At 72.8% G+C, this 23,861-nt stretch carries 21 protein-coding genes; 5 read left to right on the top strand and 16 right to left on the bottom strand.

Going from position 1 to position 23,861, the window contains the following annotated elements; all coding sequences use genetic code 11:
• Window positions 1–182: 182 nt before the first annotated feature.
• Window positions 183–3,251, top strand: coding sequence for an SCO5717 family growth-regulating ATPase (locus tag ACFYX0_RS32425; RefSeq protein ID WP_388975599.1), 3,069 nt, complete (start codon window positions 183–185; stop codon window positions 3,249–3,251).
• Between the two features lie 117 nt (window positions 3,252–3,368).
• On the opposite strand, the gene ACFYX0_RS32420 is transcribed toward ACFYX0_RS32425, so the two are convergent.
• The 10 genes from ACFYX0_RS32420 to rimP all read right to left on the bottom strand — a co-directional run bounded on the left by ACFYX0_RS32420 (window position 3,369) and on the right by rimP (window position 15,907).
• Complete coding sequence (locus tag ACFYX0_RS32420; protein ID WP_311697205.1) at window positions 3,369–3,599, bottom strand: DUF397 domain-containing protein; 231 nt, start codon at window positions 3,597–3,599, stop codon at window positions 3,369–3,371.
• 95 nt (window positions 3,600–3,694) lie between these two features.
• On the bottom strand, window positions 3,695–4,651 hold the full coding sequence (locus ACFYX0_RS32415; RefSeq protein WP_355921032.1) for a bifunctional riboflavin kinase/FAD synthetase: 957 nt from the start codon (window positions 4,649–4,651) through the stop codon (window positions 3,695–3,697).
• 136 nt (window positions 4,652–4,787) lie between these two features.
• A complete protein-coding gene (locus ACFYX0_RS32410) occupies window positions 4,788–8,549 on the bottom strand; it encodes a trypsin-like peptidase domain-containing protein (protein WP_388975596.1) in 3,762 nt (1,253 codons plus the stop codon).
• Window positions 8,550–8,789: 240 nt separating this feature from the next.
• Window positions 8,790–9,695: a tRNA pseudouridine(55) synthase TruB gene (gene truB / locus ACFYX0_RS32405; protein WP_388975594.1), complete on the bottom strand. Its 906-nt coding sequence runs from the start codon at window positions 9,693–9,695 to the stop codon at window positions 8,790–8,792.
• On the bottom strand, window positions 9,692–10,144 hold the full coding sequence (gene rbfA / locus ACFYX0_RS32400; protein WP_311697209.1) for a 30S ribosome-binding factor RbfA: 453 nt from the start codon (window positions 10,142–10,144) through the stop codon (window positions 9,692–9,694). The genes truB and rbfA overlap by 4 nt, the downstream gene beginning before the upstream one ends.
• A 38-nt stretch (window positions 10,145–10,182) precedes the next feature.
• The gene (locus ACFYX0_RS32395) at window positions 10,183–10,476 is read right to left on the bottom strand and encodes a DUF503 domain-containing protein (RefSeq protein WP_311697210.1); all 294 of its coding nucleotides are present in this window, start codon (window positions 10,474–10,476) and stop codon (window positions 10,183–10,185) included.
• A 236-nt stretch (window positions 10,477–10,712) separates the two neighbouring features.
• The gene (infB, locus tag ACFYX0_RS32390) at window positions 10,713–13,814 is read right to left on the bottom strand and encodes a translation initiation factor IF-2 (protein WP_388975591.1); all 3,102 of its coding nucleotides are present in this window, start codon (window positions 13,812–13,814) and stop codon (window positions 10,713–10,715) included.
• Window positions 13,815–13,959: 145 nt separating this feature from the next.
• Window positions 13,960–14,271, bottom strand: a complete 312-nt coding sequence (locus tag ACFYX0_RS32385) for a YlxR family protein (RefSeq protein WP_355921045.1) — start codon at window positions 14,269–14,271, stop codon at window positions 13,960–13,962.
• 128 nt (window positions 14,272–14,399) lie between these two features.
• The gene (nusA, locus tag ACFYX0_RS32380) at window positions 14,400–15,395 is read right to left on the bottom strand and encodes a transcription termination factor NusA (RefSeq protein ID WP_311697213.1); all 996 of its coding nucleotides are present in this window, start codon (window positions 15,393–15,395) and stop codon (window positions 14,400–14,402) included.
• A gap of 2 nt (window positions 15,396–15,397) precedes the next feature.
• Window positions 15,398–15,907: a ribosome maturation factor RimP gene (gene rimP / locus ACFYX0_RS32375; RefSeq protein ID WP_355921051.1), complete on the bottom strand. Its 510-nt coding sequence runs from the start codon at window positions 15,905–15,907 to the stop codon at window positions 15,398–15,400.
• Between the two features lie 240 nt (window positions 15,908–16,147).
• Here rimP and ACFYX0_RS32370 point away from each other — a divergent pair, with 240 nt between their 5' ends.
• The 3 genes from ACFYX0_RS32370 to ACFYX0_RS32360 all read left to right on the top strand — a co-directional run bounded on the left by ACFYX0_RS32370 (window position 16,148) and on the right by ACFYX0_RS32360 (window position 18,143).
• Entirely contained in the window at window positions 16,148–16,684 is a 537-nt protein-coding gene (locus ACFYX0_RS32370; protein ID WP_388975588.1) for a hypothetical protein, read from the top strand.
• Window positions 16,681–17,166, top strand: a complete 486-nt coding sequence (locus ACFYX0_RS32365; RefSeq protein ID WP_388975586.1) for a ferritin-like domain-containing protein — start codon at window positions 16,681–16,683, stop codon at window positions 17,164–17,166. Before ACFYX0_RS32370 ends, ACFYX0_RS32365 begins: the two co-directional genes overlap by 4 nt.
• 74 nt (window positions 17,167–17,240) lie before the next feature.
• Complete coding sequence (locus ACFYX0_RS32360; protein WP_388975583.1) at window positions 17,241–18,143, top strand: aminoglycoside phosphotransferase family protein; 903 nt, start codon at window positions 17,241–17,243, stop codon at window positions 18,141–18,143.
• Window positions 18,144–18,224: 81 nt separating this feature from the next.
• On the opposite strand, the gene ACFYX0_RS32355 is transcribed toward ACFYX0_RS32360, so the two are convergent.
• The 5 genes from ACFYX0_RS32355 to ACFYX0_RS32335 form a co-directional block, all read right to left on the bottom strand.
• The gene (locus ACFYX0_RS32355; protein WP_388975580.1) at window positions 18,225–19,925 is read right to left on the bottom strand and encodes a proline--tRNA ligase; all 1,701 of its coding nucleotides are present in this window, start codon (window positions 19,923–19,925) and stop codon (window positions 18,225–18,227) included.
• A gap of 108 nt (window positions 19,926–20,033) precedes the next feature.
• Window positions 20,034–20,582 (bottom strand): GNAT family N-acetyltransferase, encoded by a 549-nt coding sequence (locus tag ACFYX0_RS32350; RefSeq protein ID WP_355921065.1) that lies wholly within the window; start codon window positions 20,580–20,582, stop codon window positions 20,034–20,036.
• 31 nt (window positions 20,583–20,613) lie between these two features.
• On the bottom strand, window positions 20,614–21,462 hold the full coding sequence (locus ACFYX0_RS32345) for a GNAT family N-acetyltransferase (RefSeq protein ID WP_355921068.1): 849 nt from the start codon (window positions 21,460–21,462) through the stop codon (window positions 20,614–20,616).
• Window positions 21,463–21,554: 92 nt separating this feature from the next.
• Window positions 21,555–21,752 (bottom strand): DUF397 domain-containing protein, encoded by a 198-nt coding sequence (locus ACFYX0_RS32340; protein ID WP_388975578.1) that lies wholly within the window; start codon window positions 21,750–21,752, stop codon window positions 21,555–21,557.
• The gene (locus tag ACFYX0_RS32335; RefSeq protein WP_388975575.1) at window positions 21,749–22,564 is read right to left on the bottom strand and encodes a helix-turn-helix domain-containing protein; all 816 of its coding nucleotides are present in this window, start codon (window positions 22,562–22,564) and stop codon (window positions 21,749–21,751) included. Before ACFYX0_RS32335 ends, ACFYX0_RS32340 begins: the two co-directional genes overlap by 4 nt.
• A gap of 135 nt (window positions 22,565–22,699) precedes the next feature.
• On the opposite strand from ACFYX0_RS32335, the gene ACFYX0_RS32330 reads away from it, so the two are divergent.
• Window positions 22,700–23,164 (top strand): ATP-binding protein, encoded by a 465-nt coding sequence (locus ACFYX0_RS32330; protein ID WP_388975572.1) that lies wholly within the window; start codon window positions 22,700–22,702, stop codon window positions 23,162–23,164.
• A gap of 28 nt (window positions 23,165–23,192) precedes the next feature.
• Here ACFYX0_RS32330 and ACFYX0_RS32325 read toward each other — a convergent pair.
• Window positions 23,193–23,861 (bottom strand): flavodoxin-dependent (E)-4-hydroxy-3-methylbut-2-enyl-diphosphate synthase (locus ACFYX0_RS32325; RefSeq protein WP_388975569.1); only part of this gene is annotated, 669 nt, incomplete at its 5' end.

Genomic DNA, 23,861 nt, shown 5'->3' with positions numbered 1-23,861 from the left:
TCGTCGTCCCCGGGGGTGCACTACCGGTCGGCCACCCCCACGGCCACTTTTCCCTCCCGCGATGCGAGTGATTAGTCTTCTGGTGATGCGGTGACGATCGCAGCCGCGTGGGGCTCGCCACTCGGTCCGCCCGGCCGCGACGACGACCAACTCAGCAGCAGTGGCTGACCAGGAGGCAAGCAGTGAACAGCGATCGGTCCGAGTACAACGGCGGCAGCCCGTCCTCGGACGGGGACGATCAAGAGGTTGACCTCACCGGCGAGTTCGAAATCGTCTACACGCCTCCCGCCTGGTACGCCCAAAGCACGCAGGGGGGCTCGCCGGCCGGCGGGCCCCGGGACGCCGGCCAGGCGCCGCCACCGCCGTCTCCCGGACCGCCGGTCGGTCCGGCCGTCGGGGTGCCCACCGGGCCGCCGGGCGGTCCCGGTCCCGCACCGCACGCCGCCCCGCCCCAGGCTCCCGTACCGCCGCTCGCTGCCGCACCGCAGACTCCCGCACCGCCGCACGCCGCCCCGCCCCAGGCTCCGGTACCGCCGCCCGCTGCCGCACCGCAGACTCCCGCACCGCCGCACGCCGCCCCGCCCCAGGCTCCCGTACCGCCGCACGCTGCCGCACCGCAGACTCCCGCACCGCCGCACGCCGCCCCGCCTCAGGCCCCTGTCCCGCAGGCCCCTGCTCCCCAGGCGCCCGCCCCGCAGGCTCCGGCGCCTCAGGCTCCGGCACAGCCGTACGCCCAGGGCGCCCCGCAGCCGCCCGCGTACGGTGTGCCCGCCGCGAACCCCTACGCGACGGGTGGCTACGGATTCCCGCAGCAGCACTCCGCGCCGGGCACTCCCCCGGCGGCCGCGGGCGCGGTGCCGCCCGGCGGCTACGGCTACCCGCAGCAGGCGGGACCGGGCGCGCCCCAGCCGGACCAGGGCGCGCCGGGTGGGTACGCACAGCCGCAGCAACAGCAGCCCCCCGCGCAGCCGACCGCCGCGCCCGGCTTCCCCGTGCTGCGCCCGGTCGACGAGGACGCCCAGGCCGCCCCGACTCCGACCGCCGCCCCCGTGGCGAGCGTGCCCCGGCAGGCCGCTCCCGAGCAGCCGATGCCCGAGCTGAACCATGCCGCCGCCGATGCCGAGGCCGCGCGGCTGTTCGGCGACGGCCCCGACGACGAGGAGCCGGAGGAGGAGCGCGGCCACGCGGTGGCGGAGCCGGGCGACTCCGCCGGGTCCGTGACCGGTGCGGACGTCGACGAGACGACGGACGCCCCGTCCGTCGCGGAACCCGCCGCCCCCACGGCCGAGAACGCCGACCCCGCGTCCGCGACGGCGGAGGCAGCGCCGGAATCACCGGCGGAAACAGACGCGGAGTCAGGCGCGGACGCCGAGGCACGTACGGAGGCGGAGCCGGCGCCGCCCGCCCCCGGTCCCCTGCCGGCGCAGGCACAACCCCGGCCGGAGCAGGAGCTTCCGCCGCTGCCGCAGGGCTATGTACCCGCGCAGCCGGTCCCGGGAGTGCCGCGGCAGGCGCCCGCGCCCGCGCAGCCCCAGCCGCCGCAGCCGCAGGCCGCCGGCTACGGGTACCCCCAGCCGCCCGCCCAGCCTGAGCATCAGGTGCCGCCGCAGGGCTCGTTCGGGCCGGCCCAACCGCCCACGTTCCCGACGCAGGGTCAGCCGCCTGCCGACCCGCGGCAGGCGCCCCCGCCCGCGCAGCCCCAGCCGACGCAGCCGCAGGCCGCCGGGTACGGCTATCCCCAGCCGCCCGCCCAACCTCAGCCGCCCCAACCGCAGGCCGCCGGCTACGGCTACCCCCAGCCGCCCGCCCAGCCCGCACCCCCGCCGCAGCAGCAGCCGCAGCCCGGACCGGTCGCGTACGGCTATCCGCCCCAGGACGGCTACGGCTACCCGCAGCCGCCCGCCCAGCCGCAGCAGCAGCCGCAGCAGGCCGCGCCCCAACAGCAGCCTCCGGCCCAGGCCGTGCCGCCGCAGCAGCAGACGCCCCCGCAGCCTCCCGCCGCCTACGGCAACCAGGGCTGGACTGCCCCGGTCGGCCCCCAGGCCGGACCCGGTGCCGCGCAGCACCAGGCCGCGCCCGGCACCCCGCTCGGTTACAACGCCGCTGTGGAACTGTCCTCCGACCGGCTGCTGCGCAACCAGCCCAAGGCCCGCAAGAACAACGCGGGTCCGTCCCGGTTCAAGTTCGGCGCCAAGAAGGAGGAGGCCGAGCGCCAGCGGAAGCTGGGGCTGATCCGTACGCCGGTGATGTCCTGCTACCGGATCGCGGTGATCAGCCTCAAGGGCGGCGTGGGCAAGACCACGACGACCATGTCGCTCGGCGCCACGCTCGCCACCGAGCGCCAGGACAAGATCCTCGCGATCGACGCCAACCCCGACGCCGGCACCCTCGGCCGGCGGGTGCGGCGCGAGACGGGTGCCACCATCCGTGACCTGGTGCAGGCGATCCCGCAGCTGAACAGCTACATGGACATTCGCCGCTTCACCTCGCAGGCGCCCTCGGGTCTGGAGATCATCGCCAACGACGTGGACCCGGCGGTCTCCACGACGTTCAACGACCAGGACTACCGCAGCGCCCTGGAGGTGCTGGGCCGGCAGTACCCGATCATCCTCACGGACTCGGGCACCGGTCTGCTCTACAGCGCGATGCGTGGAGTCCTGGACCTGGCCGACCAGTTGATCATCATCTCCACGCCTTCGGTGGACGGTGCGAGCAGTGCCTCGACCACGCTCGACTGGCTGTCGGCGAACGGGTTCGCCGATCTCGTCCAGCGGTCGGTCACGGTGATCTCGGGTGTCCGCGAGACCGGCAAGATGATCAAGGTCGAGGACATCGTCGCGCACTTCGAGACCCGCTGCCGCGGTGTCCTCGTGGTGCCCTTCGACGAGCACCTCGCGGCGGGTGCCGAGGTGGACCTCAACATGATGCGTCCCAAGACCCGCGAGGCTTACTTCGACCTCGCCGCGCTCATCGCCGAGGACATCGCCCGTACCCAGCAGGGCTTCGGCAACCCGAACCTGCAGTACCAGCAGCCCCCGCAGGGGTACGCACCCCCGCAGCAGCCCCAGCAGCCCTACGGGCAGCCCGGTGGCGCCCCCCAGCAGGGACAGGGCTGGCAGCAGCAGCCGCCCGCACCGGGGCAGAGCTGGCAGCAGCCTCCGGCGCCGGGCCAGGGCTGGCAGCAGCCCCAGGCTTCGCAACAGGAGCAGCCCCAGCCGGGCCCCGTCCCGCCCGGCTGGACCCAGCAGTAGCGAACCGGCCGGCGCGGAACCGGCCGGCAACGCCGGAGGGCCGGCACTGTGACAGTGCCGGCCCTCCGGCGTTCGCGTGCGTCGCGGCCACAGACGTGTCGGTGCGCCTCCGCGGTGCTACCGCAGATCGAACTCCCCGTCGCGCGCGCCGAGTACGAACGCCCGCCACTCCGCCGCGGTGTAGCGCAGAACCGTGTCGGGGTCCGCGGAGTTGCGCATCGCGACGGCGCCGCCCTCCAGGTACGCGATCTCCACCCGCTCGTCCTGGGGACCGTCAGGGGAGCCGACCCACTCGACGCCGCTGATGTCCATGGCGTACAGCGCTTCCTTCTCCTGCTCGGTCGCCACCGGTTCACTCCGTTCCACCGACCTTACGGACAGCGAGGATTCTACAACTGAGCGCGGTGGCAGGGGGCTTACCGAGCGAACCCGACAAGTCGGGTTCAGGCGGGCGGCTGGGCGGCCGCGATCAGCTCGCGGCAGCGCTTCACGTCCTCCGCCATCTGCTCCAGCAGGGCGTCGAGCGACTCGAACCTGGCCTGGCCGCGGACGAACGCGAGGAAGTCGACGGCGACATGCAGGCCGTACAGGTCCAGACCCACCCGGTCGATGGCGTACGCCTCCACGGTCCGCTCGGTGCCGTCGAACTGGGGGTTCGTGCCGACGGAGATCGCGGCCGGCATCGCCTCGCCCTGGACGTGCAGCCATCCGGCGTAGACACCGTCGGCGGGGATCGCGGTGTGCGGCAGGGTCTCGACGTTGGCGGTCGGGAAACCGAGGTCGCGGCCGCGCTGCGCGCCGCGCACCACCACGCCCTCGACCCGGTGCGGGCGCCCGAGGATCTCGCTCGCGCCCTCCATGTCGCCCTCGGCGATCAGCCGCCGGGTCAGGGTGGAGGAGAAGGGCTGGCCGCCGCCCGCCTCACCGGACTCGTACAGATCCACCACCTCGACCTCGAAGTCGTAGGTCTTGCCCTGCTCGGCGAGGAACTCCACGTTTCCGGCGGCCTTGTGGCCGAAGCGGAAGTTGGGGCCCTCGACCACGGCCTTGGCGTGCAGCTTGTCGACCAGGACCTTGACCACGAAGTCGGCGGGCGAGAGCCGGGAGAACTCGGTGGTGAAGGGCAAGATCAGGACCGCGTCGACCCCCAGCTCGGCGCACAGCTCGGCACGGCGGTGGTGCGGGGCGAGCAGCGGCGGGTGGCTGCCGGGGCGCACGACCTCGCTGGGGTGCGGGTCGAAGGTGACGAGGACCGAGGGGACGCCCAGCTCACGGGCGCGCTCCACCGCATGCCGGATGATGAGCTGGTGTCCGCGGTGGACACCGTCGTAGGAGCCGATGGTGACGACGCTGCGCCCCCAGTCCTCGGGGATGTCCTCCAAGCCACGCCAGCGCTGCACTGTGACCGCTCCTCGTCGAACCCGTGTCCGTGTTTGCTTTGTACGCAGGTCTAAGGGTGCCATGCCGCGCGCTCTCGGCCCGCATCGGCATGGTGGCTGTGACGGGCGGCACGCCCCGCAGGACCGCCCGTACCGGTCATGCCGGGACCCGCTCGGCCGCGAGGCCCTCGATCATGCGGCGGGTGCCGGGGCCGACCACGGCGGCCCACTCCGCCGGGGCCTCGGCCAGCCAGCGGGCGAGGAGTTGCGCGAAGCCCGGCACCCGCCGGGCGAGATCGAGCAGGCAGCGGTCGAGTCGGGCGGTGCCCTCCTGGGTGCGGGCCAGCAGCAGGCCCGCCCGGTGGATCACCACACGGGCGTGTGTCTCCCCGCCGCCCTGTGCCCCGTCGGCGGCGGCCCGCAGCAGGGCGTCGAGGACGGCGGGGTCCCTCTCCCGGGTGAGCAGCAGGTCGAGCAGTTCGTGCCTCAGGGGGCGGGACTCCTCGACGCCGGGCGCGCCGAGGACCACGGCGAGCGCGGACCGCAGCCCCGGGGAACCGCCGTCGAGCAGTCCGGCGACCAGCGGCAGCAGCACGGCGGGGGCGGCGGGGCCGTGGTCGAGCCGCCGGCCGACCTGGACGGCGGCCTGCTCCGCGAGACTCGCTCCCGGGCCGACGGCGCTCGCCTCCTGCGGACCCTGTGCCGCGGCCTCGCGGATCAGGGCGGCGACCTGGTGGGCGAGGGCAGGTGTGGCGGCGTCGGCGAGGGCGCCCAGGGTCTCGCCGGTGTCGGGTCCGGAGTGCCGCAGGCGGGTGCGGAACGCGGTGAGCACCGGTTCCGGATGGGTGGCGAGGGCGGTGACCAGGGCGTCCGGGGGCAACTGGGGGTCACCGGCGGCGAACCGGGCGAGGGCTCCCGGCAGATGCCGGGTGCGGGTGCGGGGGTCGCGTACGAGGAGCGCGAGGGCGCCGCCGTGCACCGCGCAGTCGGCGGGGCGGGCGAGCACGGTGAAGGCGGCGTGCCGCAGCAACTCGTGATCGGCCTCGGTGCGGGTGTACGGGGCGGCGCGCAGTCCGTACGCCATCGCCGCCACCCGGCGGGCGGGGCGCTCGTCACGAACCCATCGCCCGACGGCCCGGCACACGGCCGACGGTTCCTCCTCGGCGAGCACCGCGAGCAGTTCGTCGCCGCGCGGGTGCGCGCTGTCGGCGAGCGCCTCGGGCAGGTCGTCCGGGGCGCGGTGCCGGTGGGTGTGCAGCAGGGCCTGCGCGGCGGTCGCGACGGTCGCGTGCGGGGTGGCGGGCAGCGGGCGCTCGTCGTCGAACCAGCGGGTGAGATGGCGCTGTACGGCGACGGGGTCGGCGGCGAGCAGCCGGGCGACGGCGTCCAGGTACCGGGGCGGGGCGGTCTCACCGGACCCGTCCGGCTGCCGGTGGCCGGTACCACGGGCCGGCCGGGGCCGCCGGGACCGGCCGGGGGGCTCGTCCGCCGTCACCAGCCTTCTGAGCAGGTCGAGACGTTCCGCCTCCGGTACGGGCAGCGCCGTCCAGAACCAGGGTGCGAACGCCCGGGGCACGGGCCGTCCCTTGGCCCGCCACCGCACGATGCGGTCGGCGAGGAGGCGCAGGACATGCAGATACGGCCTCGCGTCGGTGAGCCGGACGAGGGTGTCGGTGAGCAGATGGGCGGCCCACCAGAGCGCGTCGTCGTCCGGTGGCGTGGGGCGGGGCTCCAGCAGCGCGTCCACCGCGTGCACCAGGTCCTCCAGCCGCAGGGCGAGACCGGCCGGGCCCTCCCGGCGGGTGAGGTGGAGCAGCGCCTCCACGACCGGGCCGATGCGATGGTGCGGCACGGGCTGGGTACGGGACACCACGGCGGGCCGGTGGAAGGGGCGGGCGCGACGGCGTGCGGCGGCCGTGGCGGCGAGGGAGGACACCGGGTGCTCCCCCATGCCGGGCACGCACCGGTGCACCAGGGTGTGCAAGGCGGCGTCCAGGTCGAGATGCCTGCCCTGGAGCCAGTCGGCGAGTTCCTCGTGGGCGAAGCGGTAGCCCAGGCCCGCCGGCTGGATCAGGCCTTCGGCGAGTACGGCGCAGGCCCAGCCCGCGGTGTTGCCGAGCCGTCGGCCCGGGGCGGGTCCCCAGGGGAAGACGGTCTCGAAGGCGGCGGGGTCCAGGGCGCCCTGTCCGGGGCCCAGGCTGCGGCGGGCGGCGTCGTGGACCTGCCCGGAGACCTTGGCCGCGAGGCGGCGTACGGCCGTGCCGCGCAGCCCGTTCTCCGCGGCGAGCCGCACCGCGATGCGCAGGCAGACCAGATCGAGATGGGCGGAGAACACGAAGTCACGGTCGACCGGCGGCGCGCACGCCACCATCGGCGCGCACGGCAGCTCCTCCGCACCCGGCACGCACGGCAGCTCCTCCGCACCCGGCACGCACGGCAGGTCCGGCCCGCCCGTCGCGTCCGGGAGCGCGGCGCGCACCTCCCCCAGCAGGCGCAGGGTCAGCGGGTGCCGGGCGTCGGGGTCCGGGAGGAGGCCTTCGGGGATGCCATGGCGGGCCCGGGCCTCGTGTGCCTCGGCCGGGGTGAGATCGCCGAGCGCCACGCAGGGCGGCAGATGGTCCGGCACCGGGCCCAGGTGGGACCCGCCCGGACCGGACGGATGCGCCCCCCGCTCCCCCGCGCGCCCCCCGTACAGCAGCTCCTGCGGGAACCGCGTCCCGGCCTGCTCCCAGTGCTCCGGCCCGCAGGCCGTCACCAGCCGTGCCCCGGTCCCGCGCAGCCAGGCGGCCGTCTCCCGCGTCCACTCCGGGAGTCTCCGGGCGAGACCGTGCGGCATCTCCTCAGGGCCGTCGAGGAGCAGCAGCAACGGTCGCCCGGCGCCCCGCGCGACCCGGGCGAGATGTTCGGGCAGGACTCCGCCGGGCTCACCCTCGACGAGAGGTTGCCCACCGCCGCCGGTCCGGTGCAGCGCCCGGGCCACCGCTGCGGCCAGGGAGGAGTCGGTGTCCCTGAGGTCCGCCCCGCGCAGCCGCAGCACGGGGATCGGCTCGGGGCCCCGGGCGCACCGTGCGGCCAGGGCGGCGAGTTCCGTCGTACGGCCGCTGCCGGGGGCGCCGACGAGCGCCAGGACGGCGCGCTCGCTCCGCTCGAAGGCGGTGAACTCCTCGACGAGACGCGTACGCCGGACGGTGAGGCGGTCGTCGGGCGGGACGCCCGTCCCCGCTGCCCTCGCCGTGAGGTCCAGGACTCCCGCGAGGTTCAGGTCCTCCCCGTGGGCGGGGACGGTCCGCGCGTTGCGGTCCAGCAACTCGTCGAGCGGCTGTCCGAGCCCCCGCAGCGGTACGGCGAACCCGGTGGCCCGCTGATCCGTGTGCAGGCGGGTGCCGAGCACGGCCAGCACGGCACCGGTGGCGGCGTCGAGGACCGGTCCGCCGGCGGCCCCGCCGCCCGGGCGGAGCGCTTCGGTGCCCGCGGTGCCGAGCGCCAGTTCCAGGGTGTCCTCGACGAGCCGGGAGCAGTCGGCGGCCCGGTAAGTGGCCGCGGTCGTGTCGAGCACCCGGGCCTCGCGCCAGCCGCCCGCAGCGATCTTCACGTAGGTGCCGGCCTCGATCCGGTCCCGGGCCGTGACGGGGAGCGGGTCCAGGCCCAGTCCCTCGGTGCGCAGGAGGGCGAGGTCGGCGTACGGCAGCGGGGTCACCGCGTCGGCGTCCAGCACGCACATGCGCCCGTCCGCTGTGTGCAGCACGAGACGTGCCAGTCCGTCGACGGCCTCGTGGCTGGTGATCAGCGTGCCCTGGTGGTCGATCGCGAACCCGGTGCCACGAGGGCGTCCGGCCGGGTCGCACACCCTCACAAGGGCGGAATCCGTGCCGTGCCCCGCCTCGCCGCCGTCCCGTGTCCGAGGGCCTGGTACCGCCATGCTCGAACCTCCCCGCCGTGCCTGAGCCCGACGGTAGGCCGCTGGTGATCAACGGAACAGATCTTGCGGCGAACGCGCCCCCTTCCGCTCCCTCGGTTCACTCCGAGCGCCTGCTCGATGGGGTGAATAGGCGAGGGGGGATGGATAGACCTCTGGGAGGGGGAACCGAGGGGGGACCGTGGAGCGGCGGCTCGAACCCCGTGCTCGCCGCTCCACGGGCTCGAACCGGCACCGGCGGAGTCAGCCGAACACCGCCAGGCTCTTCGCCTTGCCCTTGACCGCCTCGACCAGCGCGAGCAGGCGGCCCTCGGGGTCGAAGACAGCGACGGTGCCCCGGTTCGCGTACTCCTCGGGCATCTCCAGACGCACGCCGTTGGTCAGCAACCTGGCCCGCTTGGCGTCCACGTCCCAGCGGGGGAACGCCGCCGCGGCGGCGTCGGCGATCGGCATCACGTTCAGCTCCTGCTGGAGCTGGTCCAGGGTGCGCGCGGAGTCGATCTTGTACGGCCCGACGCGGGTGCGCCGCAGCGCGGTGAGGTGACCGCCGACCCCGAGTTCCGCGCCCAGGTCACGGGCGAGGGCCCGGATATAGGTCCCGGAGGAGCAGACGACGGAGACCACCAGGTCCAGCACCGGGGTGCCGTCCTCGGCGACGGCGTCCCGGACGTCGTACACCGTGAAGGAGGAGACGGTGACGGGCCGCGCGGGAATCTCGAAGTCCTCGCCGTCCCGCGCCCGCTTGTACGAGCGCACGCCGTTGATCTTGATCGCGCTGACCTTGGACGGCACCTGGAGGATGTCACCGGTCAGCTTGGCGATCCCGGCGTCGATGGCGTCCCGGGTGACCCCGGAGGCGTCGGCGGAGGAGGTGATCTCCCCCTCGGCGTCGTCCGTGACGGTGTTCTGCCCGAGCCGGACGGTGCCCAGGTACTCCTTCTCCGTCAGGGCGAGGTGCCCGAGGAGCTTGGTCGCCTTCTCCACGCCGAGGACGAGCACGCCGGTCGCCATCGGGTCGAGGGTGCCGGCGTGTCCGACGCGCCGGGTCCGGGCGATCCCGCGCATCTTGGCGACGACGTCGTGCGAAGTGAAACCCGACGGCTTGTCGACGATGACAAGGCCGTCGGGCGTGGTGTGCTGCTGGGTCATGCCGAGGTGTCGTCCGTCTCGTCGTCGGAGTCGGGCTTCTTGTACGGGTCGGCCTCACCGGCGTACGAAGCGCCCGTGGCCGTCTCGCGCACCTTCGCGTCGGAGGCGCGCGCCTGGTCGAGGAGGTCCTCGATGGTCCGTGCGGTGTCCGGCAGGGCGTCCGCGACGAAGGTGAGGGTGGGCGTGAACTTCACGCCCGCGGCGCGCCCGACCTCGGAGCGCAGGATGCCCTTGGCGCTCTCCAGGCCCGCGGCCGCCGACTTCCGCTCCTCGTCGTCTCCGTACACCGTGTAGAAGACGGTCGCCTCCCGCAGATCACCCGTCACCCGGGTGTCCGTGATGGTGACGTGCGTGCCGAGCCGCGGGTCCTTGATCCCGCGCTGCAGCTTCTGGGCCACCACCTCTCGGATGAGGTCCGCCAGCCTCTTCGCCCGCGCGTTGTCGGCCACTGGTCCGTCTCCCGTTCTTTCCTGTCTGTGTTCAATGCTCAGTCGTCGTCGCCGTGGAAGCGCCGTCTCACGGACAGCAGCTCCACCTCGGGGCGCCCGGCGACCAGCCGCTCGCACTGGTCGAGTACGTCGGTCACGTGCCCCGCGTCGCCGGCGACCACCGCGAGGCCGATACCGGCCCGCCGGTAGAGGTCCTGGTGGTCCACCTCGGCCGCGCTCACCGCGTACTTCCGCTGAAGTTCGGCGACGATCGGGCGGACGACGGAGCGCTTCTCCTTCAGCGACCGTACGTCGCCCAGGAGGAGGTCGAAGGACAGCGTCCCCACATACATGTATGGATCCGGATGACCCGCCGGTACGGGATCGATGGCCCCGCCGCCGGAAGGGGCAGGGACACGAAAACCGTACAACGAACACCGGAGGCGGCTCGACGGGGTTTTCACCGGAGGCCGTCGGGCCAGGGGCGGGGTGCCGGGGCCGAAGCCCCGGGCAGACGGCACGCCGGCCGACGGGACCAGGTCCCGTCGGCCGGCGGTGTTCCGTCGGCGGTCACACCCGCTGCGGGGTGTTACACCCGCGGCTTCTCGCGCATCTCGTACGTCGCGATGACGTCGTCGATCTTGATGTCGTTGAAGTTGCCGAGGTTGATACCACCCTCGAACCCTTCGCGGATCTCGGTGACGTCGTCCTTGAAGCGACGCAGGCCCTCGATGTTGAGGTTCTCCGCGACGACCTTGCCGTCGCGGATGAGGCGCGCCTTGGTGTTGCGCTTGACCTCGCCCGACCGGATGAGCACACCGGCGATGTTGCCCAGCTTGGACGACTTGAAGACCTCGCGGATCTCCGCCGTGCCGAGCTCGACCTCTTCGTACTCCGGCTTGAGCATGCCCTTGAGGGCCGCCTCGATCTCCTCGATCGCCTGGTAGATGACCGAGTAGTACCGGACGTCCACACCCTCGCGCTCGGCCATCTGCGCCGCGCGGCCTGCCGCACGGACGTTGAAGCCGATCACGATGGCGTCGGAGCCCATCGCCAGGTCGATGTCGGACTCCGTGACCGCACCGACACCACGGTGCAGGACGCGGATGTCGACCTCTTCGCCGACGTCCAGCTGGAGCAGCGAGGACTCGAGAGCCTCGACCGAACCGGAAGCGTCACCCTTGATGATCAGGTTCAGCTGCTGGACCTCACCGGCCTTGAGCACCTTGTCCAGGTCCTCGAGCGAGACACGGCGCGTGCGCTTGGCGAACGCGGCGTTCCGCTCGCGGGCGGCGCGCTTCTCCGCGATCTGGCGGGCCGTACGGTCCTCCTCGACCACGATGAAGTTGTCGCCGGCACCCGGGACGTTGGTCAGACCCAGGACCTGCACCGGCGTCGACGGGCCGGCCTCGGCCACGTTGTTGCCGTTGTCGTCGAGCATCGCCCGGACGCGGCCGTACGCGTCGCCGACCACCATCGTGTCGCCGACTCGCAGCGTGCCTCGCTGGACGAGGACCGTCGCCACGGCACCGCGGCCGCGGTCGAGACGGGACTCGATCGAGATGCCCTGCGCGTCCTGGTTCGGGTTGGCCCGAAGGTCCAGGGCGGCGTCGGCCGTGAGGACCACGGCCTCCAGCAGGCTGTCGATGTGCAGGCCCTGCTTGGCGGAGATGTCGACGAACATCGTGTCGCCGCCGTACTCCTCGGCCACCAGGCCGTACTCGGTCAGCTGACCGCGCACCTTGGTCGGGTCGGCACCCTCGACGTCGATCTTGTTGACCGCGACCACGATCGGCACCTCGGCCGCCTTGGCGTGGTTCAGGGCCTCGACCGTCTGCGGCATCACACCGTCGTTGGCCGCGACCACGAGGATCGCGATGTCCGTCGACTTGGCACCACGGGCACGCATGGCGGTGAACGCCTCGTGACCCGGGGTGTCGATGAAGGTGATCGCCCGGTCGTCGCCGTTGACCTGGGTCGCGACCTGGTAGGCACCGATGTGCTGGGTGATGCCACCGGCCTCACCCGCGATGACGTTCGTCTTGCGGATGGCGTCGAGCAGACGGGTCTTACCGTGGTCGACGTGACCCATGACGGTCACGACCGGCGGACGGACGACCAGGTCCTCCTCGGAGCCCTCGTCCTCACCGAACTCCAGGTCGAAGGACTCGAGCAGCTCGCGGTCCTCCTCCTCGGGGCTGACGATCTGAACCGTGTAGTTCATCTCGCCGGCGAGGAGCAGCAGGGTCTCGTCGGAGACGGACTGCGTGGCCGTGACCATCTCGCCGAGATTCATCATGACCGCGACGAGCGACGCCGGGTTGGCGTTGATCTTCTCCGCGAAGTCGGTGAGCGAGGCACCGCGCGACAGGCGAATGCTCTCGCCGTTGCCGCGAGGCAGCATCACACCGCCGACCGACGGGGCCTGCATGGCCTCGTACTCCTGACGGCGCTGCCGCTTCGACTTGCGGCCACGACGCGCCGGACCGCCGGGACGGCCGAACGCACCCTGCGTGCCACCGCGGCCACCCGGACCACCGGGACGACCGCCGAAGCCGGGACGGCCACCGCCGCCACCGCCGAAGCCGCCGCCACCACCGGGAGCACCGCCACCGGGACGACCGGCGAAACCGCCGCCACCACCGGGACGACCGGCACCGCCGCCGCCACCGGGACGACCGGCGAAGCCGCCGCCGCCCGGACGACCGCCGCCACCGGGACGACCGGCACCGGCCGGACCACGGCCGCCGGGGCCGCCGCCGGGACGCGGGCCGGCAGCGGGACGCTGCGGCATCATGCCGGGGTTCGGACGCGGACCCGCGGGACCGCCACCGGGACGCGGACCGCCCTGCGGACGGGGCATCGAGCCCGGAGTCGGACGGGGACCGCCCGGAGCCTGCGGACGGGGACCGCCACCGGCGGCACCCTGCGGACGGGGACCGCCCTGACCCGCACCCTGCGGACGCGGGCCGCCGGGAGCACCGCCCGGGCCGCCCGGACGGGGGCCGCCCTGCGGACGGGGCGCCTGCGGGCGCGCCATACCGGTGGAGCCACCGGAGGTGAAGGGGTTGTTACCCGGACGGGGACCGGCCGGACGGGCACCGGGACGCTGTCCCTGGCCACCGGGACGCGGGGCACCCGGACGAGCACCCTGACCGCGCTCCTGACCCTGACCCTGACCGCGCGCGTCGGGACGTGCGCCGGGCTTCGGGGCGCCGGGACGGGCTCCCGGACGGGGGGCCTGAGCCGGGGGCGGCGTCTGAGCAGCCGGAGCCGACGGCGGTGCCGTGAACTCGGGCGTGCTCGGGGCCGGGGCCGCCGGGGCGGGCCGCGGCGCGGGCTTCGGACCGGGCGTCGGTCGCGGGCCCGGGGCGGGGGCCGCGGGACGCTCGGCCGCGGGCCGCTCGACCGCCGGGGGCTTGGGCGCCGGCGGGCGCGGGGCAGCCGGACGTGCGGCCTGCGCCGGGGAAGGCGCGGCCGGCTTGGCCGGTGCGGCCTTGCGGGGGGCGGCGGGCTTCGCGCCACCGCCGTTGCCCTGCTGCAAGGCGTCGGTCAGCTTGCGTACTACGGGCGCCTCGATCGTCGAGGACGCCGAACGGACGAATTCACCGAGTTCCTGGAGCTTGGCCATGACGACCTTGCTCTCCACACCGAACTCCTTGGCGAGTTCGTAGACCCGGACCTTAGCCACTTCGCTCCTTTGAGGTCCGGGTTGCGGCCGGACCGTCGCTAGTTCATGGGCGTACTCATCGCGTACTCATCGAGTGCTCATCGCAATCTCGACCTGCTTTCGACTCGCGAGGTACCAGACCGCACGGGGATCCACGCGGCGCGTCTTACGGTGTTACCTGCTCAGCTGCGCGCTGTCGGCAACCTTCGGTCTGCTCGACGTACTGGCGCAACGCCTTTATGTCGAGCGGTCCCGGGACGCGAAGCGCCCTGGGGAACGCCCGGCGGCGGACCGCCAGGTCGAGACAAGCCGACACGGGGTGCACATAGGCACCCCGGCCGGGCAGCGTACCGCGAGGATCGGGGACGCAGTCGTCCTCGATCACCACGGTGCGCAGTAGTTCGATCTTGGCCGCTCGCTCCCGGCACCCCACACAGGTGCGCTCAGGGCATGCGCGGGCATGCGTCCGGCCAGACACGCTTAAGTCTACCTCCCCGCAGCGACCTCACCCCTTTGGGGCAAGAATCGAACACTTGCTGCGTAAAAAAGTGTCGTGATCTCAGCGACGCCCGGCCGGGATCTATTCCCCGGCCGAGGTCAGAAGTCTCATCCCTGCCGGTCGGCGGGCTGCTCGGTGTCCGGTCGGATGTCGATCCGCCAGCCGGTCAGACGGGCCGCGAGGCGGGCGTTCTGCCCCTCCTTGCCGATCGCCAGCGACAGCTGGTAGTCCGGGACCGTCACCCGGGCGGAGCGGGCCGCGAGGTCCACGACCTCCACCTTGGAGACTCGGGCCGGGGAGAGGGCGTTCGCCACCATCTCAGCCGGGTCGTCCGACCAGTCGACGATGTCGATCTTCTCGCCGTTCAGCTCGCCCATGACGTTGCGGACCCGGCCGCCCATGGGGCCGATGCAGGCGCCCTTGGCGTTCAGACCCGATCGGGTGGACCGGACGGCGATCTTCGTACGGTGGCCGGCCTCGCGGGCGATCGCGGCGATCTCGACGGACCCGTCGGCGATCTCCGGCACCTCCAGGGCGAAGAGTTTCTTCACCAGATTGGGGTGCGTGCGCGAGAGGGTGACGGACGGACCGCGCACGCCCTTCGCCACCCGAACGACGTACGACCGGATCCGCTTGCCGTGCTCGTACGACTCACCCGGCACCTGCTCCTGCACCGGCAGGATGGCCTCCAGCTTGCCGATGTCCACGAGCACGTTCTTCGGGTCGCGGCCCTGCTGGACCACACCGGTGACGATGTCGCCCTCGCGGCCCGCGTACTCGCCGAGCGTCGCGTCGTCCTCCGCGTCGCGCAGACGCTGCAGGATGACCTGCTTGGCGGTGGTGGCGGCGATGCGACCGAAGCCCGACGGGGTGTCGTCGAACTCGCGCGCCTCCTGCCCCTCCTCGAGGTCCTCGGGGTCCTCCTTCGCCCACACAGTCACATGGCCGGTCTCCCGGTTGAGCTCCACGCGCGCGTGGCGGCGGCTTCCCTCGGTGCGGTGGTAGGCGATGAGGAGGGCCGCCTCGATCGCCTCGACCAGCAGGTCGAAGGAGATCTCCTTCTCCCGAACCAAGCCCCGCAGGGCACTCATGTCGATGTCCACGGCTACGCCTCCTCCTCTTCCTTCATGTCCTTCGTGTCCTTGCGGTTGAACTCGACCTGTACGCGCGCCCTGTCGATCTCCGGGAAGACGAGTCTGCGGGTGGTCGCCTTGCGGCCCTTCACACCCGGCACCTCGAGGTCGAGGCCCTCGTCGTCGACCCCCAGAATCCTGGCGACCAGCTCGCCGCCCTCGGTCAGCTGGAACCTCACCAGCCGGCCCTCGGCCCGTACGTAGTGCCGGTGTTCGCTGAGGAGGCGCTCGGCGCCCGGGGTTCCGACCTCGAGGGTGTACTCGCCCTCGCCCATCGCGTCCGTCTCGTCGAGCTTCGCCGAGAGCTCGCGGCTCACATCGGCGATCTGGTCCAGGTCCGCTCCGGTGTCTGAGTCGACGACGACGCGCAGCACACGCTTGCGTCCTACGGAGTCCACCGCGATCTCTTCGAGGTCAAGACCCTGGGAGCTGACGAGCGGTTCCAGAAGTTCTCGCAGCCTCTCGCTCTGGGTGGTGCTCATCCGGGTGACTCCTCGGCCGCGTGTGCTGTTGTGGGATGGTCGCGTGTCAGGTCAAAGGGTATCCGGTCCCGGAGGGTGTTGCCGTCCACCGGCCCCGTCTCCCGGCCACCCGCGGGCGGGGCCGGACCCTTGGGGTTCCGGCCCGGCCCGAGCCGATGGCGATCAGTGGGGCGGTGCGCGGGTACGGTGATCACGGGCAGCCGCCCATCCGTTCGTACGAGGTCTTCGAGGACGTCTGCCGTGCCGTTCCCTCCGCACCCGCGCACCCGTCTGCGCAGAAGGAGTCTGCTCGCGTCGGCCGCGGGTGCCGCGCTGGTCGCGGGCTGTTCCGCCGCCGCCGATACGACCGGCCCGGGCCGCGGCACCTCGGCCGCCGACCGGGTACGCGCGCGTGCCGCCCGCGACAGCGAGGAGCTGGGTCAGCGCTACGCCGCCGTGATCGCCGCCCATCCGGCACTGGCGGCCCGGCTGGGCCCGCTGTGCGCGGAGACCGTCCGGCACGCACAGGCGTTCGGCGCCCACCCCGGGAGCTCGGCGTCCCCGTCCGCTTCGGGATCCGCGTCCCCGTCCGCTTCGGGATCCGCGTCCCAATCGGCGTCCGCCGTCCCCGCCGATCCGAAGGCAGCCCTCGCCGGGCTGGCCGCGGCCGAACGGACGCTGGCCGACCGGCGGGCGGCCGCGCTGCTGGACATGCCGGGCGAGCTGGCCCGGCTGATGGCGTCCGTGGCGGCGGCCGGCGCCGCCCATGTGTATCTGCTGACGGAGGGCGGAAGATGAGCGGCAGCGACAGCACGCCGAAGGACGGCGGGGAGCTGGCGGCCCTGCAAGCCGCACTGCGCGCCGAGCACGCCGCGGTCTACGGCTACGGTGTCGTCGGCGGGCGCGTCGAGCGGGCCCGCCGGACGGAGGCACAGGCCGCCTACGACGCCCACCGCGCCCGGCGGGACGAACTGGCCCGGACGGTACGGGACCTGGGCGGCACGGCGGAGCCCGCCGCGGCCGGGTACGCGCTGCCCTTCACCGTCCCCGACTCCGCCGCCGCCGTGCGGCTCGCCGCCGAGCTGGAGGAGCGGGTGGCCGGGGTGTACTCGGACCTGGTGCGGGCCTCGACGGGCGCGCGGCGGCGGTCCGCGGCCGAGGCGCTGCGGGAGGCGGCGGTGCGGGCGGTGCGCTGGAGCGGCGAGAGCGTAGCCTTCCCTGGTCTGGCCGAGCGGGCGGCGGCGGCCTCCCCCACCGCGTCGGTGACACCGCGGACCTGAGCGGCGCCGCGGGACGTAGGCGTACGCGCATCTCGCACGCGTGCGAAGCCGACCTGGAAGGGAACAACTCGCGCATGGCTTTCGAACCGCCGCGGCGTCTGGTGCGGGCGCTGGGCGAGACGCACCGGGACGGCGGCACCGAGTGGCTGGCGGCACTGCCCGGGCTGATCCGGCAGGCCGTGGATCTACGCGGGTTGACCGTGGAGCGGGTGCAGGCACCGGGCGGCCGCAGCAGCCTGGTGCTGCTGGTGCGGCAGGCGGACGGCACGCCCGCGGTGCTGAAGCTGGCGCCGCCCAGGGCGCGGCCGGAGAGCGAGCGGGCGGCGCTCGTGCACTGGAACGGCTCGGGGGCCGTACGGCTCCTGGACGCGAACGCCGAGCAGGGCGTGCTGCTGCTGGAGCGACTGCATCCGGAGATGTCGGTGCGCTCGCTGCCGGAGGCGAAGGCCCTGCTGGAGGCGGCGGGCACGCTGCGCCGCCTGTGGGTCGAGCCGCCCGCCGGGCACGGTTTCGAGACGGTCGCCGGGCGCACCGGGCGGCAGGCCGAGGCGATGCGGGAGGGCGCCCGGACGGATCCCGAGGCCGCGCCGCTGATCGAGGCGGCGCTCGCGGCCCGTGAGCAGTTGCTCGCCGCCCCGCCCGAGGAACGGCTGCTGCACGGCACCCTGCGCCAGAGCAAGATCCTCGCCGGGGAGCGGATGCCGTGGCTCGCGGTGGGCCCGGACCCGGTGGTCGGCGAGTGCGCCTTCGATCTGGCGCGCCTGGTGCGCGACCGGGTGGAGGACCTGATCGCGGCGCCCTCGGGTGCGTCGATCACCCGCCGCCGGGTGAAGCGGCTCGCGGAGTCGCTGGACCTGGACCAGGAGCGGCTGCGCGGCTGGACGCTGTTCCGGGCGGTCGAGTCGGGGGTGCGGGCCCGCCGGGTGGGCCGCACCCAGGACGCGGAACTGCTGCTGGAGTTCGCGACCTGGCTGTAGCCGTCCCGAAGCCGCGGGAGAAGCCGACGGCCGCCGGTCCCGGAGGCCGGCGGCCGTCGCCGCGCAGAAGGGCGCGGACCGTCAGGCGGTGAGGCGGGCGATCGCCTCGTCCACCGTCAGCTCCTCGCGCTCACCGGTGCGGCGGTCCTTGAGCTCCACCACGCCGTCGCCGGAGCGGCGACCGGCCACCAGGATCTTCGGCACACCGATCAGCTCGGCGTCCGTGAACTTCACGCCCGGGGAGACACCGGCCCGGTCGTCGACCAGGACACGGAGGCCGGCCTCGGCCAGCTTCCCGGACACGTCGAGGGCCAGCTCGGTCTGGAGCGCCTTGCCCGCCGCCACCACGTGCACGTCGGCCGGGGCGACCTCCGCGGGCCAGCACAAGCCCTGCTCGTCGGCGGTCTGCTCGGCGAGCGCGGCGACCGCGCGGGAGACACCGATGCCGTAGGAGCCCATGGTCACGCGGACCGGCTTGCCGTTCGGGCCGAGGACGTCGAGCTTGAGGGCGTCGGCGTACTTGCGGCCCAGCTGGAAGATGTGGCCGATCTCGATGGCGCGGTCGAGCTTGAGGCCGGTGCCGCACTTGGGGCACGGGTCGCCCTCGCGCACCACCACGACGTCGACGTAGGCGTCGACCTCGAAGTCGCGGCCGGCGACCACGTTCTTGGCGTGCATGCCCTCCTTGTTGGCGCCGGTGATCCAGGAGGTGCCGGGGGCCACGCGCGGGTCGGCGATGTACGTGACCTTCTCCAGGCCCTGCGGGCCGACGTAGCCGCGCACCAGGTCGGGGCGGGCGACGAAGTCGTCGACGGTGACCAGCTCGACGGAGGCCGGCGCGAAGTGCGCCTCGACCTTGTCCATGTCGACCTCGCGGTCGCCGGGGACACCGACGGCGACGATCTCGCCGTCGACCTTCACCAGGAGGTTCTTCAGGGTGGCCGAGGCCGGGACGCCGAGCGAGGCGGCGAGGGTCTCGATGGTCGGGGTGTCAGGAGTGGGGATCTCCTCCAGCGCGGGCACCTCGTCGGCCTCGACCGGCTTCAGCTCGTAGGTGATCGCCTCGGTGTTCGCGGCGAAGTCGCAGTTCGGGCAGTCGGCGAAGGTGTCCTCGCCGGCCTCGGCGGGGGCGAGGAACTCCTCGGACTTGGAGCCGCCCATCGCGCCCGCGGTCGCGGCGACGATCCGGTAGTCGAGGCCGAGGCGCTCGAAGACCCGCTGGTAGGCCTGGCGGTGCAGGGCGTAGGAGTGGGCCAGGCCCTCGTCCTCCAGGTCGAAGGAGTACGAGTCCTTCATCAGGAACTCACGGCCGCGCAGGATGCCCGCGCGCGGCCGGGCCTCGTCCCGGAACTTGGTCTGGATCTGGTAGAGGATGACCGGCAGGTCCTTGTACGAGGACGCCTGGTCCTTCACCAGCAGGGTGAAGATCTCCTCGTGGGTCGGGCCGAGGAGATAGTCGCCGCCCTTGCGGTCCTTCAGGCGGAACAGCTCGGCGCCGTACTCGTCCCAGCGGCCGGTCGCGTCGTACGGCTCGCGCGGCAGCAGGGCGGGGAGCAGCACCTCCTGCGCGCCGATCGCGTCCATCTCCTCGCGGACGATCCGCTCCACGTTGGCGAGGACCTTCTTGCCGAGCGGCAGCCAGGTCCACACGCCCGCGGCGGTACGACGCACATAGCCGGCGCGGACCAGCAGCTTGTGGCTGAGGACCTCGGCGTCCGCCGGGTCGTCGCGCAGCGTCTTCGCCATCAACTGGGACATGCGCTGGACCGGTGCGTTCGCCATGGTTTCTCGTACTCCTGCCGATGGGATCCCCCCGCCCGGGCGAGACCGCGCGGGGAGGAGGCTGATGGCTAGGAGGTTAGCCGGGCTTGCTGTGCCGGTGGAAATCCGTTAACGGCGGCGGAGTGGCAGGGGGGCGCCCATCACGGCGTACGGCTTCGGCGCGCTGGGGAAGACCACCCGTCGGGCCAGGTCCACATAGCCCAGCGAGTGGTACAGGCCGCGGGCCGGGCTGTCAGTGTCGATCGCGGAGAGGATCGAGCGCGGCTGGGCGGCGGCGTCGGTGATGGTGGTGATCAGGCCGCGGCCGATACCCCGGTTCTGGTAGGCCGGATGGACATGCAGTTCGGTGATCACGAAGGAGCTGTCGAGCCAGTCGTCGTACCCCTGGGCGCGCAGATAGGGCTCGACGACGGTGGACCACCAGTGCGTACGGTCGTTGGGCATGCCGTAGACGAACCCGGCGAGCCGTCCGTCGACGGTGGTGGCGCCCAGGGCACGCGCACCCGGGTAGTTCATGTGCCGCAGCACGATCTGGCGGCGCACGGCGACCTCCTCGGCGCCGAGCCCGAACGCGATGGCCTGCACCGCGAGCGCCTCGTCGACGCGCGCGGACAGGTCCAGGGGGCCGATCACTACGTCGTCGGGGGTACGCGGCATGACTGGAGCCTACCGGGGCCTCGGGCCGCTCTCAGAACAGAATGCTCATGAAAGCGCCGACCTCCTGGAACCCCACCCTGAGGTAGGTCCGCCGGGCCGCCGTGTTGTAGTCGTTGACGTACAGGCTCGCCACCGGCGCCACCTCGTGCAGCGCATAGCGCAGCACCGCCGCCATACCGGGCGCCGCCAGGCCCTGGCCGCGGTACTCGGGGGCGACCCACACGCCCTGGATCTGGCAGGCCCTCGGGGTGGCCGCGCCGATCTCCGCCTTGAACATCACCCGGCCGTGGTCGTCGAGCCGGGCGAAGGACCGTCCGGCGCCGACGAGTTCGGCGACCCGGGCCTGGTAGAGCAGCCCGCCGTCGCCCGCCATCGGGGAGACGCCGACCTCCTCGGTGAACATCGCCACGCACGCCGGCATGATCGTCTCCATCTCGTCCTTGCGGACGCGGCGGACGTACGGATCCGGGGCGATGTCGGCGGGCATATGGTCGGTGATCATGAGCGGCTGATGGGCGCGGACCTCTCGGGCCGGTCCCCAGCCGGGCTCCAGCAGCCGCCACAGCTGGGCGGTGGGCCCGGCGGGCCCGACGATCGAGGAGCAGCGGCGGCCGGCCCGCCGGGCACGGTCCGCGAAGGCGCGCACCGCGCGCGGGGTCGCGCAGATCGGCACGAGGTTGGCGCCCGCATAGCAGAGCGACGTGAGCATGCCGTCCTCGTACCAGCCCCACATCTCGCCGCCCAGGCGCCACGGGTCGAGGCCCGCGACCTGCACCCGGGACGTCACGAAGGCGTTCGTGACCGGCTCGCGGTCGAGGACGGCGAGTGCGGCGTCCAGGTCACTCGGTTCGAGGACCCGGGTGGTGGTCTGCGTCAACAAGTGCGGATGCCTCACCCTGGGGTCTGCTGATCTCCGCACTGTACCTGCCGTACCTCGTGGGCGCCGCCCCGTAGCACCCGGTAAGGGCACGATCACCGAGCGGCGAACCCGACGAATGCCTTCCAGGCGGCGGGCGGGAGGGTGAGGGTGGGACCGGTGTCGGGGGCGTGCTTGGAGTCACGGATGTGGATGGTGGTGGGGCAGGGGGCGACCTCCAGGCATTCGCCGCCTTCACCGTCGCTGTAGCTGGACTTGAACCACACGAGCTCGGACGCTTCTTGGGCGTTCATCTCTCTCCCAGCAACTTCTCTACGTGGGCCAGCGATTCACAGGGTGGCAGGGCCTGGGCGCGCAGAACGCCGTACCGCTCGTCCAGTTCCCTGACGGTGGACCGGTCAATGAAGAGGCTGCTGCTCTTGAACGCCTCCACGTAGGCGATCCTGCGCTCGTTGGCTGTCTCGATCAAGGTGAAGCGACCTGAAAGTGCCGCATGTTCTTCACGACTGTCCGGCATGACCTGAATCTCGACGTTGGGGCGCTCACCAATGAGCAGGATCTGCTCCAACTGCCCGCGCATGACCGCCGGTCCACCCAACTGCTTTCGCAGAACCGCCTCTTCGATCACGAAGCTGATCACGGGCATCGGCCTACGCACGAAGACCGCCTGCCGGGCCAGTCGCGCCGCCACGCGCTGTTCGATCGTCGACTCGTCCAACGGAGGCCGCCGTATGGCGAACACTGCTCGCGCATACTCCTCCGTCTGCAACAGACCAGGGACCGTCTGCACGGCGAAGAAATGCAATGCAACCGCCTCCTTCTCCAACTTCGCCGCATCCTGGAAGAACGGCGGATACTGCGCCCTCTCCATCTCCTCGACGAACTCGAGCAACACCCCATGCGCGTCCAGCACTTCATCCGCCTGCCCGATGAACTGGCGCGACGGAATCCGTCTCCCCTGCTCGAAGGAGGCGATCGTCGACTCCGAGTACCCCGTACGCGCGCCGAGTTCCGCGCGCCCCATTCCCGCCCACGTCCGCAGCCTCTTCAACTGCCGCCCGAAGATGTGCGGCACACCCGTCCCCACGGCCTGATCGTCGCTCATACACCCCTCACCGCTCTGACGCAGCACCGGTTACGGCTCACCTCGCGTACAGACGCGCCCCGACCACGTACAACGCCCGACGGTCGCGGTTCAGCCGCTGTTCAACGCTACGCAGCGTGCGGGAGCGTGAACCCCATGAAGTCAGCAACTCCCCCCGACTGGCATATGCCGAAGCGCATCCCGTCCGCGCACACGTTCGAGATGCGGTTCACGTCCAGTCCCCGGGGTGCCCGGCTCGCCCGGCGTCTCGTCTCGCATCGGCTCCATGAGTGGGGGCACCCCTACGACGGCACCCTCAACGAGACCGTCACCCTGATCGCCGCCGAGCTGGCCGCCAACGCCGTACGGCACGGGCATGTGCCGGGGCGGGACTTCCACCTCCGGCTGGTCGAGACGCCGTACGGCGTACGGCTGGAGGTCTCCGACACCCGCAGCGAGCGCCTCCCCGCGCACCGGCCCCCGGGGGACCCGGCGGTCGACGAGTCCGGGCGGGGTCTGCTGCTGGTGGAGGCGCTGGCCGCGCGGTGGGGCGTTGAGCCGCGCAGTCCGGGGAAATGCGTCTGGGCGGAGGTACGACGAAGTCCCGCCACCGACGGGTGACGGGACTCGCGTGAAGGGCGTCCGGGGCTCAGCCCGCGACCGCGACGGACGGCTCGCCGGAGGCCACGCCGTCCTTCTCCATCTGCTCGGCCAGCTTCATGGCCTCCTCGATCAGGGTCTCCACGATCTTCGACTCGGGCACCGTCTTGATGACCTCGCCCTTGACGAAGATCTGGCCCTTGCCGTTGCCGGACGCCACACCCAGGTCGGCCTCACGGGCCTCACCCGGGCCGTTCACGACACAGCCCATGACCGCCACGCGCAGCGGGACCTCCATGCCGGTCAGGCCCGCTGTGACCTCCTCGGCCAGCTTGTACACATCCACCTGCGCGCGGCCGCAGGACGGGCAGGACACGATCTCCAGACCCCGCTGGCGCAGGCCCAGGGACTCCAGGATCCGGGTGCCGACCTTGACCTCCTCCACCGGAGGCGCCGACAGCGAGACGCGGATGGTGTCACCGATGCCCTGCGACAGCAGCGCACCGAACGCGACCGCCGACTTGATCGTGCCCTGGAACGCCGGACCGGCCTCCGTGACACCCAGGTGCAGCGGGTAGTCGCACTGGGCCGCCAGCTGCCGGTACGCCTCGATCATCACGACGGGGTCGTTGTGCTTCACGGAGATCTTGATGTCCCGGAAGTCGTGCTCCTCGAAGAGGGAGGCCTCCCACAGCGCGGACTCCACCAGCGCCTCGGG

The sequence above is a fragment of the Streptomyces sp. NPDC002573 genome (genome assembly GCF_042889625.1).
GTDB lineage: Bacteria > Actinomycetota > Actinomycetes > Streptomycetales > Streptomycetaceae > Streptomyces > Streptomyces gibsoniae.
This window is presented reverse-complemented; position numbering and strand designations above follow the sequence as displayed.

What these genes read in the sequence shown, in the direction of transcription:
- ACFYX0_RS32410 (WP_388975596.1), bottom strand. Translation starts at nt 8,549, where the DNA reads ATGGCGGTACCAGGCCCTCGGACACGGGACGGCGGCGAGGCGGGGCAC.
- truB (WP_388975594.1), bottom strand. Translation starts at nt 9,695, where the DNA reads ATGACCCAGCAGCACACCACGCCCGACGGCCTTGTCATCGTCGACAAG.
- ACFYX0_RS32395 (WP_311697210.1), bottom strand. Translation starts at nt 10,476, where the DNA reads ATGTATGTGGGGACGCTGTCCTTCGACCTCCTCCTGGGCGACGTACGG.
- rimP (WP_355921051.1), bottom strand. Translation starts at nt 15,907, where the DNA reads ATGAGCACCACCCAGAGCGAGAGGCTGCGAGAACTTCTGGAACCGCTC.
- ACFYX0_RS32365 (WP_388975586.1), top strand. Translation starts at nt 16,681, where the DNA reads ATGAGCGGCAGCGACAGCACGCCGAAGGACGGCGGGGAGCTGGCGGCC.
- ACFYX0_RS32360 (WP_388975583.1), top strand. Translation starts at nt 17,241, where the DNA reads ATGGCTTTCGAACCGCCGCGGCGTCTGGTGCGGGCGCTGGGCGAGACG.
- ACFYX0_RS32355 (WP_388975580.1), bottom strand. Translation starts at nt 19,925, where the DNA reads ATGGCGAACGCACCGGTCCAGCGCATGTCCCAGTTGATGGCGAAGACG.
- ACFYX0_RS32350 (WP_355921065.1), bottom strand. Translation starts at nt 20,582, where the DNA reads ATGCCGCGTACCCCCGACGACGTAGTGATCGGCCCCCTGGACCTGTCC.
- ACFYX0_RS32340 (WP_388975578.1), bottom strand. Translation starts at nt 21,752, where the DNA reads ATGAACGCCCAAGAAGCGTCCGAGCTCGTGTGGTTCAAGTCCAGCTAC.
- ACFYX0_RS32335 (WP_388975575.1), bottom strand. Translation starts at nt 22,564, where the DNA reads ATGAGCGACGATCAGGCCGTGGGGACGGGTGTGCCGCACATCTTCGGG.
- ACFYX0_RS32330 (WP_388975572.1), top strand. Translation starts at nt 22,700, where the DNA reads ATGAAGTCAGCAACTCCCCCCGACTGGCATATGCCGAAGCGCATCCCG.